General features: G+C 40.8%; 8 protein-coding genes, 2 tRNA genes and 1 pseudogene. 2 read left to right on the top strand and 9 right to left on the bottom strand.

Annotated features, from left to right (window positions below; all coding sequences use genetic code 11):
• Positions 1-347 precede the first annotated feature (347 nt).
• The 6 genes and pseudogenes from EFD62_RS18040 to EFD62_RS08190 form a co-directional block, all read right to left on the bottom strand.
• Positions 348-809 carry an IS66 family transposase gene (locus EFD62_RS18040; protein ID WP_235832600.1) on the bottom strand — a complete coding sequence of 154 codons (462 nt, stop codon included), beginning with the start codon at positions 807-809 and terminating at the stop codon, positions 348-350.
• A gap of 61 nt (positions 810-870) precedes the next feature.
• Positions 871-1,227 (bottom strand): annotated as a pseudogene (gene tnpB, locus EFD62_RS18035) (IS66 family insertion sequence element accessory protein TnpB).
• Between the two features lie 49 nt (positions 1,228-1,276).
• Positions 1,277-5,041, bottom strand: a complete 3,765-nt coding sequence (gene addA / locus EFD62_RS08205) for a helicase-exonuclease AddAB subunit AddA (RefSeq protein WP_128705955.1) — start codon at positions 5,039-5,041, stop codon at positions 1,277-1,279.
• A gap of 28 nt (positions 5,042-5,069) precedes the next feature.
• Positions 5,070-8,510, bottom strand: coding sequence for a helicase-exonuclease AddAB subunit AddB (gene addB / locus EFD62_RS08200; RefSeq protein ID WP_128705954.1), 3,441 nt, complete (start codon positions 8,508-8,510; stop codon positions 5,070-5,072).
• A gap of 443 nt (positions 8,511-8,953) precedes the next feature.
• Positions 8,954-9,334, bottom strand: a complete 381-nt coding sequence (locus EFD62_RS08195; RefSeq protein ID WP_069195054.1) for a type II toxin-antitoxin system PemK/MazF family toxin — start codon at positions 9,332-9,334, stop codon at positions 8,954-8,956.
• Positions 9,334-9,636, bottom strand: a complete 303-nt coding sequence (locus EFD62_RS08190; protein ID WP_069195055.1) for an AbrB/MazE/SpoVT family DNA-binding domain-containing protein — start codon at positions 9,634-9,636, stop codon at positions 9,334-9,336. Before EFD62_RS08190 ends, EFD62_RS08195 begins: the two co-directional genes overlap by 1 nt.
• Before the next feature lie 271 nt (positions 9,637-9,907).
• Here EFD62_RS08190 and EFD62_RS17460 point away from each other — a divergent pair, with 271 nt between their 5' ends.
• Both EFD62_RS17460 and EFD62_RS08185 read left to right on the top strand, forming a co-directional pair.
• Positions 9,908-10,057, top strand: a complete 150-nt coding sequence (locus EFD62_RS17460; RefSeq protein WP_155522887.1) for a hypothetical protein — start codon at positions 9,908-9,910, stop codon at positions 10,055-10,057.
• A 46-nt stretch (positions 10,058-10,103) separates the two neighbouring features.
• Positions 10,104-10,469: a hypothetical protein gene (locus EFD62_RS08185; RefSeq protein ID WP_128705953.1), complete on the top strand. Its 366-nt coding sequence runs from the start codon at positions 10,104-10,106 to the stop codon at positions 10,467-10,469.
• Between the two features lie 134 nt (positions 10,470-10,603).
• On the opposite strand, the gene EFD62_RS08180 is transcribed toward EFD62_RS08185, so the two are convergent.
• The 3 genes from EFD62_RS08180 to sigH all read right to left on the bottom strand — a co-directional run bounded on the left by EFD62_RS08180 (position 10,604) and on the right by sigH (position 11,501).
• Positions 10,604-10,679: transfer RNA gene (locus EFD62_RS08180), tRNA-Thr, on the bottom strand.
• A gap of 18 nt (positions 10,680-10,697) precedes the next feature.
• Positions 10,698-10,771: transfer RNA gene (locus EFD62_RS08175), tRNA-Gly, on the bottom strand.
• An 85-nt stretch (positions 10,772-10,856) separates the two neighbouring features.
• Positions 10,857-11,501, bottom strand: coding sequence for an RNA polymerase sporulation sigma factor SigH (sigH, locus tag EFD62_RS08170; RefSeq protein ID WP_069195057.1), 645 nt, complete (start codon positions 11,499-11,501; stop codon positions 10,857-10,859).
• Positions 11,502-11,657: the final 156 nt, after the last annotated feature.

Raw genomic sequence — 11,657 nt, 5'->3', positions numbered from 1 at the left:
GTAGATTAGAGAACTACATTTAAAAGCATTCACCCCCACCGCCCTCAAGGGCTCGTCCTCATCGCCGGACGGGCTAGACCTCACAAAATTAAAAGCGGTGAGAAAAAGGACAGAATACCCTATTATATACAATTATGTCCAAATTAAATCAAATTTATGTATAAAACTCGGCAAAACTGGCAATAATATATAATGAAGAAATGATTTAAGGTAACATTCTGTAAACTTCAAAAATTCAAAATTTCTTGCTAAGAAGGATTGTAAAAATTCCAATACACAAAATTATTTACATTACCTCAATAAACTAAGAAGGTTAAAGATTCTTATATCACGGATTCTAAAAATTCTTAAACAGCTTCATAAAATTTATCATCTTTAACCTCTTCTTCTCTTATATTTTTTTCTCTCAGTTTCTTCTTATATGACTCAGTCAAATCACCTTTTCCACTACCAAATTGGTGAAACAATTCTTCACCTAATTCGTATAGTCTGCATTTCTTTTCATGGTCAGTAAAATATTTATTTAAAGCTCCTTTTATAATATCGGATTTGGTCATTCTTTCCTGTTTGGATAATACTTCTATCCTTTGTGGCTCGGAAATAGCTAAATCGTGACTCTCTTCCTCTTCATTAAAAAGATTGATTTGCTCAATCTTTGTTTGTTCGCTGGATGCACCGGATTGTTTACGCTTTGAAAGGCGTATTTGTTCCATAAACCATTGAACTTGTTGTTCCAATTCAGCAATCCTTCGCTCTTTTTCTTCAATTATATCAAGTAATTTTTCTACTGAAACTTCTTGCCTCTTCATGGGATAATATTACCATAAAATTTACATATAATCTAGATTTTACACACTTTTTTAAATATTTTTATGAAATTTGACGCTCTAAAACTTCCTTTCGGCTAAGCTTTTTTTCTAATCTGGCACTGTCAATAAGGCAAGCTAATTCATTTACATCAAGAATCATTGTGGCGGAATCCCCTTCTGTTGGCCAACGAAACCGCCCTCGTTCCAATCGCTTAAAGTACAGCCAAAACCCGTCTTAATCCCATTCCAAAATTTTTATCCTGTTTCTATCTCTGTTACAGAACACAAACAGTGCATCAGCAAACGGGTCAAGGGAAAAACTCTCTTGCACAAGTGTTATCAGGCAATTGATTGATTTTATCATATCCGATAATCTTCCGCAAAGATACACAGGTTTTTCGTTCCATTTTACCTCCATTATTCTTCAAAAGAATACTTATACTGTTCCATCCATCATACATTATCTATTAAAACTCCAGAACTTCTCCATTCCAGAAAAGATATATATATTTCTCCTTAACCCTCTTCCCTGTCAGCATCTCCAGCGCCCTGGCATAATAGAGAATCTGCACCCTATATCTCTCCCTAATCATCTCAACATTCCCTGGGGACACATAGTCAGTCTTGTAATCCACCAGCACGATGCCGTCCGGCTCCTCAAAGTAGCAGTCTATAACACCCTGAAGAAGAAGTGTCTCACTGTGACAGGCCTCACCTTCCATATCCATATACAGCTCATGACAGGGTATCTCGATATTAAACGGCACCTCCCGATTTATACTTCTTGAAGCCAGCATTCTCTTTCCAAGAGGGGATTTCAAAAAGCGCCGGATTTTACCTGCATCCACGCTCTGTGCTTGCTGATCGGTCAACAAATGTCTTGCCACCATATCCTCAATCTGAGCTTCAATATCCTCCCGGCTATAATCCAAGTGCTGCATGACAAAGTGAAGTATAGTCCCCTTTTCTGCATAGCTTAGGCCCTTCTTCTCCTCCAGAAACATTGGCTTCTTTACCAAAACCGGCTGGTACTCCGGAAAAGCCATCGCATCTTCCGAAAGCATCTCGTTATAACGCCTCTTAAGCTCCGTCACCGAAACCTTTGCAGGCACTTTGGAAGCTTTGGCGTAAGGATAACTCCAGCTTAGCCTTCTTGCTGTTTCTTCTACCAATTCCGAGGGTTCTTCTTCCGCTACTTCCAAGCTGTCGAGCCACTTCACAAATTCACTTTCTCCCAATTCTTGTGAAATCCTGCTACTTTGCACATCGCTTTTATCCCATATTTTTACATCCCACACTAAAGAGTCATCAATGAGCATACCGCGGAAATTGGCGTTCTCCACACAGTCCCTAAGTCCGCTGCAGCTTTTGTGCCTCAAAATCGCAGGCCCTATCCAATCAAGGTAATTGGCACCTTTTAGCACCTCATAGGCCGGAAGTTTGCTCTCTTGGACTGATGCGCAATCGGACCACTTTTCCACCGCTTTACGTGCATTTTTGACAGCTCCGGTGATAATAAGCTTTTCGCGAGCTCTGGTCAGAGCGACATACAGTATCCTCATTTCCTCCGAAAGGGTTTCAGCCTTAATCCTTTCCCTTATAGCTTGTTTTGCCACCGACGGCCATGACAGCCTCAACTTGTGGTCCACCACATCCGGCCCAAACCCGAGTTCTTGGTGCAAAAGGACGCTTTTATTCATATCCTGTAAGTTAAATTTCTTTCCACAGCCTGCAACAATCACAACTGGGAACTCCAACCCTTTGCTTTTATGGATACTCATGATGCGCACCACATTATCATTCTCACCCAAGATTTTTGCACTTCCCATATCGCCTCTGCTGCTTTTCAATTTGTCGATAAAGTTTATGAAATTGAACAACCCTTTATAGCTGGTTTCTTCAAATTGCCGCGCCCGCTCAAATAATATCCTCAGGTTTGCCTGTCGCTGTTCCCCGGCCGACATGGCTCCCACTATACTGTAATAGCCGGTGTCATTGTAAAGCTGCCACAACAATCGGTCAGTGGACATATACAGCGACATTTCCCTCCACTTTTGAAGGCTCTCAAGAAACACAGAGGCTTTTTGTGCCGTCTCGCCCTCATCACTTTCCGCCAGTTTCTTCAATGCATCAAACAAAAGTGCCTTCCTGTCCACAAGCCTCAATTCCGCAAGTTCATCGGTGGTAAAGCCGACAATCGGTGAACGCAGCACCGAAAGCAAAGGAATGTCCTGCAAAGGATTATCTATAATCTGCAAAAGGGACAGTACCACCTGGACTTCCACTGTCTTAAAAAACCCCGTTCCGGTATCTGCAAAAGCCGGTATTCCCATCATGGATAGTTCATCCACAAAAACCTCCGCCCAGTTCCTTGTGGTCCGCAAAAGTATTACAATATCCCGGTATTCCACCCTACGGTATTCCTTCTTTTCCTTGTCAAAAACACCAAAATATCTTCCTTCTTTATCCGGCTTCATTAGTTCAAGAATTCTTCGGGCTACTAGCCTTGCTTCACACTGGACATTGTCCAGCATTTCCTCATCCTCTTCTCCTTGGCCCTCATCTTGCTGCCCTTCCTCGCCTTCATTCTCAAACGCAGAAATATCCTCTCTGCTACCCGTCTGTATCAGATGAAGCTCCGCTTCTCCTCCAACCGTCATGTCTTCTCTGTTGTTTTCATCAAATACCGCTCCCGAATTTAAGGCTTCGGTATCGGTGTAATCCAGTTCCCCCACTCCAACCGACATAATCTGCTTGAACAAGAAATTGACGGCATCAACCACTTCACTACGGCTTCTGAAATTCTTAAAAAGCAGTATTTTACGGCAGAACTCACCCTTATCCATGGAATAGGTGTTGTATTTATCCAGAAACAAATCGGGTCTGGCCTGACGGAAACGGTAAATGCTCTGCTTAACGTCCCCCACCATGAATACACTGGGGCTATCGGTATCTCCTTTGGATATCATGCTGATGATAGTCTCCTGCACCAGATTGCTGTCCTGGTATTCATCCACCAAAATCTCTGCAAAACGCTCCCTGTATGTAATGGCCGTTTTAGAAGGCATTATACTTCCATCTTCTTTTTTCTCTGTCAGAACTTCCAGGCAAAAATGCTCCAGGTCATTAAAATCCACCACAGATTTACGGCTTTTCTTCTTGGCATATTTTTCCGTCAACAACTCTACCAAGCTTGCAAAACATTTCATTTTTGGGTACAAGGTTTTCATATCATTGATAATCTCATCGGAAACAGATGTAATTACCTTTTCCCGAAGCTTTCTTATCCTTTGCTTTACATCGTCCCGGATTTTCTTTACAATTTCCTGCTTATCCTTGTCAACCCCCTTACCGCAGCGGGGCAGTGTTGCAAACTCAATGCCTTGGAATGCGTTAAAAACCCTGTTCCATTGCATATCGCTGTCTTCATTTAATAGCTTCAACATCGCCTCAATATTGGCAAGGTCCTCCATGTAGACAGCCTGATATTTCTCCAGGCTGGAAGCCTTCTTCAATATCTCCAGCGCACGGGTTATCATTTCCTTCAAACCTTCAAGTTCAATCTTTACCGAGGTCAGAAGCACACTACCCCAAAGGGTCTTCCCGAAGTCCGTTCCATCGGGGATATTCATGCTCTTAGTCATCTTTTCCAGCCATTCTTTCGGCCATGGACTGCTCTGGATAAAGTCGTAGAGATTTAGCACCATATCCTGAAGCTCTTTATCGTCCCTGTTACCTCCGTAACATTCTAAAAGCTCAAAAAAATCAGTATTTTCATTCTCATACTGTTCTTCAAACACTTCATTCAGGGCTTCCAGTTTCATAAGCTGGCTTTCAGTTTGATCTGCAATCCGAAAACCCGGGTCTATGTTGATTTGCTGGAAATTGCTGCGTATTACCTCCAAGCAAAAAGAATGGATGGTGGTAATACTTGCTTTTCCCAGCAGCGTAAGTTGTCTCTGAATATTAGCCGAACCGGGATTATTCTCCAATCTCTCGGAGATAGCTTCCCCAATCCTTTCCCTCATTTCGGTGGCGGCAGCATTGGTAAATGTAACTACCAGCAGCCTATCAATGTCCATTGGATTCTCTTCATCAGTGATTTTTTGGATAATCCTCTCCACCAGTACCGCAGTTTTTCCTGCACCTGCCGCCGCAGCCACCAAGAGGTTCTTTTCCCTTCCTTTGATGGCCTCCCTTTGTTCGTCGGTCCATTTGGTATTTTCACTCATTCTAAAAATCCACCTTTACTCAAAAGCATTAGTTCTCTTCCTCCTGTGCCATAAGACTCCATACCTCATCATCCTTTTTATCGTTTAGGAATTTGAAAGAGTTTTCCTTATTCGTAGTGTCAAACTGACACACCGGCAGGAAACTACAATACTTGCAGGATGTAGTGCCCTTCTTTTTATACGGATTTATAGATACATTTCCCTCCATCATCTCACTGCACAAATCTTTCAACAGCTTTCTCACATATTTGCGAAGGAGCTTAAACTGCTCTATCGTGGCTGCAGAAGAGTTCTTTCCGAGCTCCCCGTCTTTATTGACAGTGGCAGGTATAATCACGGAAGTCCCTTCAATGCTTTTATCCATTTGCTTTATCAGTTTCACATCAGCAAGCAAAAGGCCTCTCATCTTGAGCTGTTTCATAATGGCTTTTTCAATCTCTTCCTCAGTCATTCTGCCGTTTCCCTTGACAATGGGATCGTCAATCTTAAAATACAGCATACCCCCGGGGAGTGTCGGCCTATCTGCATCTATATCATCATTTTCCCAGATGGCATCTAGATAGGTAATCAATTGAATCTGCAGTCCATAGAATACATCCGACAGCCTAAAATCCTTGCTGCCCGATTTATAGTCTACTATCCTCAAATAGGTGCCGTCCTCGGTTTTCAGCGCATCCACCCTGTCAATTCTTCCTGTCAGGCAGATTTTTTCACCGGAATCAAGCTCAATTATAATTGGCGGATACTTTCTATTTTCTCCAAAACCAACTTCATATGCCACCGGGTCGAAACTGCTTCTGCGAATATGCTCGGCAATAAGCCACACTGCCCTTGTCACTACACGCTTGAGCCTTACTGTAAGGGCTGTATATCTTCTGGAGGCGGCGACTCCCGACCCCTGCATTTTCTTAAGCATTTCATCCACGATTTCCGAAACCATCTCACTGCACCATTGGCGGTCAAAATTTCTCCAAGAAATATCTCCTTTCGAAACAATCCTGGAAAACCTTTCAATGACAGCATGCATGAAAGTGCCTACATCCGGCGGACGCAAAGAATATACTTGCCTTTCTCTTGCCCCAAGCCCATATTGCACATAAAAAGCAAATGGACAGGCAGTGTATTTTTCCAGCCGGGATACGCTGGAAACAGCCGGCTCTCCGTAAAGTGCAGCAATCTTATCACGGCTTATCGGCCGAGCCAGATTTTTATATTGGAAGGCTAATCGTACTGCCTGACATTTCTGTTTCCATTCATCCTGAGCGGCAAACCAGCGGTATGCTTCCTGCCAAAAAGGCTTTATCTCTTTTCCGTCCGCTTTTTGGCGCAAAGCTGATACCATGGACTTAAAGGCAGGAGTACTGCAGGATAAAAGCTCCATTTCTTGCGATACAGAATTGGAAGAAAGAATGTTGCTTGTTTCCGTGATGGCGGCAAACAGCTTTCGAATCCGGGAAATAACCAAGGAAGGCCGCAAGGTCCTTCCTTCATGGTCTGCAATTGACCAACTGATTCTTAGATAATTTCCGGCAGTGGTCAATGCTCTATATACCAAGTGTTGCCCGTCAAAGGCCTGAGTTCTTGTATCGCTGGCAAGTTCAATCCCCGCATTGTTAAGTACGGCTCTGTCCTGATCCGAAAGAATTCCTTCTTCTATTACTGCAGGCGGAAACACCCCATCATTGGCTCCCAAAATATAAAGGGCTTTGATTTCGTGGCTTCTGGAGCGTTCTATGCTTCCAACAAGCACCTGATCCAAGGATGCAGGAATTAACCCGATTTTGTATTCGCCAAATCCTATTTCAAGTATATTGGCAAATCGTTCGATTCCAAAGGTTTCATCCCCCATAACCTCCACTGTGTGGTCAAAGACCTCCATTACTATATTCCAGACCTGGGAATATTCATTGGCAAGGCTCAGATTCCCGCTTTTTCTGAAATTCTCAATGCTGTCTTCTATCCTTTCGGGAATTCCAAGGGTACAAAGGAAGTCATAAAGGCTTGCACAGAAATCGGAGGCTTTCTTCCGGCCTCTGGTTTTCTTCCTAAATTCCATCAGCGGTGCTAAGACCTGTGCCCTGATGCGGTTTATGTCTTGAAGCAGGTCCCTTGCTTCTTCACGGCTTTTTTCGTTTGGAATTAGTTCAGGAACCATTTTCCATTCTTTCTCTTCAGTCCAACGGCTGCCCCGGATACCGCAGGCTAAGACATAGTTCTCCAAGCGATCGATACTCCCTTGGTCTATGCCGGTCAAACCTGTTTTGAGATAGCGGAACACCGCTTCATACGACCAATTTTCAATGAAAATATCCAGCATGGACATAATTAACCGTACCAAGGGATGATTAACTATATCCACCTTCCTGTCAACAAAGCATGGAATGCCGTGCTCGGCAAAAATGGCTTCTATCAGCTTCTCATAGCCGTCAAGGTTTCCGGTAACAACGGCAATTTCCCTGTAGCGAATTCCCCTGTCTCGGCATAGGCTGATAATGTCCCTGGCGCAGGCTTCAATTTCAGAGAAAATATTGACCGAAGAAAAGAGGGATATATCCTTGGTTTTTTCATTATATGTTTTATACGGATATGCATAAAGATACTGTTCAAGGTGGGAAAGCTCCGGGCTTTTGCTAAAACGAAACAATGGTTTATTGATCAAAATAACCGAAGGCTCCACAGGAATACCATTTTCCTTTGATATTTTTACAAGCTTTCTGTATGCGGTTTTAATGGATAAAAAGATATCAGTATCGCTCAAATCCCCATCCAAGCAGTCGGTACAGAAGCTAACGTTAACCCTCTGCGCTTTTTTCATAAGCTGTCCTATTATTTCATACTCCTGGGGAGTAAAGCCGGTAAAGCCGTCAATCCAGATTTCAGCACCGTCATAAAGGGAAGTGGAGTCAAGTTTTTTTGATGCCAGAGTCAGGTCATCATCCGGATCCCTGTATCTTTCCGCAATGGTCTTTTCAAACAGGTCAAATATTTGAGTAAGCTCCATAAGCTTTTCCCTTACAGGATTGTCCTCTTCAAGCTCTCTACTCACATTCTCCAAATCTTCCAGTGTGACATTATACTTTTTGAACTCTGTAATAAGAGTGGACAACGTATTGACAAATCCCTGCCGGTCAGCAGCTTTGGAAAACACTCTAAAGCTATCTTTCATTTTGTCCAAAATCCTGTAAAGAATCATGCATTTGCCTGCCGAGTGGATATGGGGATAGGTAATACCGCCCGCTTCATTGAATGTTCTGTAAGCAATACGGCGAAAGCTCAGCACCTCGGTCTTCAGGATTCCTCCTGTTCCAAGTACGCTGATAAGGTCTCTTTCCGCTTGAAAAGTAAACTGCTCGGGAACAAGCAGAACCAGCGGATGTGTGGCTTTAGCAGTAATTCTTGATTTTATCTCATCAAGGCAAAAACGGGTTTTCCCGCTGCCCGCCCTGCCATATATAAATCTCAAGCTCATATGCTCTGACCTCGATATTCATGTATTGTGTTTAAATGTTTGCAAGTTTATTTTATCATATATTTTTTTAAAAGTGTTATACTGGCTTCTAATGCTCGACCGTGTTAAAAAAAGGTTATGAAGCCATTTTTTTATAATGATGTACCGCGTCCGCAACTGGCATCGCAAAATACCCTTGGTAAAAATGTTATTCTGATAATACTCTAATTATAGTGCATATCATTTCCATCAGCTATTTTTGCCCATAACCCCTCATCCCATATTTTAGCACAATATGATAAATGTACCCCAGTCATTTAATTTTACAGGAATTGTTATTTTTATGAATATTGTCATAAAAAATCTCCTCCTTAAACATCTTCTATAATTCTTGCCAAGAAGGAGATTTTTGAATTCTTATATCCGAAGATCCAGACATTCTCTTTGATTAAAAAGAGAAACAGCTATGTAAGATATGTTGCTATTTTCGCTAAACAATCCTCAATTATTGCATTTATTTTTTCAATTTGAGCATCATTTGGGTCATATTTTTTTAATATTTTTAGATTACGAGCTCTCCAATCCAACGATTTTACTTGATCAGTCAGAATCACCCCTTTTATTGGATAACCATCATCAGGAATTATTCCCTCACTTGGTAATTCCACTTCAAAGGGATACCCTTTTTTATGGCTGGTAATCGGGCAAACAGCTACAAATCCTGTTACTTCATTAAATCTTTCAGGTGATAAAACAATAGCATTTCTTCTTCCCGCTTGCTCATGTCCAGTTTGTGGATTAAAATTTAAAACAATTAAATCTCCTCTTCCAGGTACATTTTCCATTAGATTAACTCACGTCCTTCAATTCCAAAGTCAATCTCTTCATGCCGATTTTCAGGAGAAACTTGTGACAACAGTTCTTCTAATGTGTATTTTTTTCGTAATTTCTTCGGCTTTAATGTGATTTCGTTCGCAGTAACATACAATTCAATCTCAGAACCTTGACTAATATCAAGCCTCTCAGCAGCTTCTTTCGGGATACGTATTCCCAAACTGTTACCCCATTTTTGGGCAATAACTGTAGACATGTAATCGCCCTCCTTCGTTTGATTCATCTCGTTTTTTAAATATTTCCTTGAATCCATTATATCACCTTTAAATAAAAAAGTATATACATAGTATATACTTTTTTATTTAAAATGATACCTTTATCAAGCAACGCATTACTTTTTCTGTGATTTTCTTATAATCTTATCAACAGTAGTCCTAAAAGAAGTTTGAAAATCGTAGTTTTATTTGAGGTTTTTACACTATGCCAATTCATCCATATAATCACTCTTTTTTTGCATTCATGGATAATATATAACAATTTCAGTAGAATTCCCAGAAAAAATTAAGCTTTTAGAAGATGATGAAGTGATTGAAATACTTAAATATGCACCTCAAATATGCAAAGACTTTACCGCTAAAAACAAAATCGACAAACCCACTGTTAAAGAATTTTTAGATTATATGAAGGAAGTACATGATAAGTTTAAAGAAATTATCTACCTTCCAGAAGATTAAATAGTTAAATAAATCAATAATAGTTATTGTAAAGGATGTGAAAATAATGAAAGCAATTTTCGAATGGTTAACAGATGGATATACTCTTTTTGATAATGTTCTATATAACTATATAGCGATGGCTCTTGTTGGCTTTATAGCTTTCGCTGTAGCGTGGAATATCGTAGGGTCATTGTATAGAAATGATATCATTAGTGGAAGGACAAGCGGCTCTATATTGCACTGGATTATAAGGTTGGTTGTCTTTATTGTTTTGTTCTCAGTTGTAAGCTTGTTAATCCGGGTAATACGGTTTATTATTACAGTACCTCTCTGGATATGGCTTACACTGGCAGGCCTGTTGATAATGGGAGTTGCTATATTCTGTATTATCCGTAACAAACTCAGCAATACTGAGTCTATAGATAAATGATACAAACACCATTCATAAGAATATTAAATTAAACATAATATCCCCAAATAGTCCAGACCGCCTTGAAAAAATCCCGGTAGGGGTAAAATTCAAAAAGAGCTTCAAGACCGAAGTCCTGAAACCCTTGATTTCACTGGAGCCCTCAACCAGAATCGAACTGGTGACCTCATCCTTACCATGGATGCGCTCTGCCTACTGAGCTATGAGGGCATATAAAAATACTTTTTTTGGAGCGGGTGATGGGAATCGAACCCACGCAGTCAGCTTGGGAAGCTGATATTCTACCATTGAATTACACCCGCTTAAGAATATTTATTTCTTAAAGCAAGAAGTATTATACCACTATTAATTAAAATAGTCCAGTACAAAATCACCAATTAAATCAAATTATGTTCTTGATTCTTCAAGATATTTTTCCAACTTACGTTTTACTCTCTGTAGCGCATTATCTATCGACTTTACATGCCTGTCCAATTCAACAGCAATTTCCTGGTAAGATTTTCCTTGGAGATAAGAAGTGAGCACTTCGCACTCCAGGCTACTTAAAATCTCTCCCATCTTAGCCTCAATGCCCGAAAACTCTTCCCTGTTTATAACCATTTCTTCCGGATCGTTTATGCTTTCCTCACTGATAATATCCATGAGGGTACGATCCGATTCCTCGTCAAAAATAGGCTTATTGAGCGAGACATAAGAGTTTAAGGGTATGTGTTTCTGCCGGGTAGCAGTCTTTATTGCAGTTATGATCTGCCTTGTTATACAGAGCTCGGCAAACGCGCGGAAAGAAGAAAGCTTGTCCTTCCTAAAATCCCTTATAGCTTTGTAAAGCCCAATCATTCCTTCCTGAATAATATCTTCACGATCTGCCCCAATAAGAAAATAAGTTCTTGCTTTTGCACGAACGAAACCTTTATACTTATTGATTAAATACTCGAGGGCCCTGTCATCACCGGCTCGGCTATCTTCAATTATTTCTTCATCGTTCATAGTGCTAAAAGTCTTTACTGAATCAATTTGCACATTTGACTTCAAAACATCGCCCCCTTGACTAATGAAAACTATAAAATTTTAAGGCTTGATATATAGAATAGACTAATAGAAAGCACGGCGAACGGCAAGGCATACATATCACGATTATATAAAAACTCTCTTATCCTGTCAAGTATAAAACAAGTTCTTAGGCAAGTA

It is taken from the genome of Acetivibrio mesophilus (assembly GCF_004102745.1).
Lineage (GTDB): Bacteria > Bacillota > Clostridia > Acetivibrionales > Acetivibrionaceae > Hungateiclostridium > Hungateiclostridium mesophilum.
Note: the sequence above shows the minus strand (reverse complement) of the source record. Positions and strands in the feature narration are given on the sequence as shown.

Bases quoted from the DNA above. Each gene is read 5' to 3' on its own strand.
- EFD62_RS18040 (WP_235832600.1), bottom strand. From the start codon at position 809: ATGAAGAGGCAAGAAGTTTCAGTAGAAAAATTACTTGATATAATTGAA.
- addA (WP_128705955.1), bottom strand. From the start codon at position 5,041: ATGAGTGAAAATACCAAATGGACCGACGAACAAAGGGAGGCCATCAAA.
- addB (WP_128705954.1), bottom strand. From the start codon at position 8,510: ATGAGCTTGAGATTTATATATGGCAGGGCGGGCAGCGGGAAAACCCGT.
- EFD62_RS08195 (WP_069195054.1), bottom strand. From the start codon at position 9,334: ATGGAAAATGTACCTGGAAGAGGAGATTTAATTGTTTTAAATTTTAAT.
- EFD62_RS08190 (WP_069195055.1), bottom strand. From the start codon at position 9,636: ATGGATTCAAGGAAATATTTAAAAAACGAGATGAATCAAACGAAGGAG.
- EFD62_RS08185 (WP_128705953.1), top strand. From the start codon at position 10,104: ATGAAAGCAATTTTCGAATGGTTAACAGATGGATATACTCTTTTTGAT.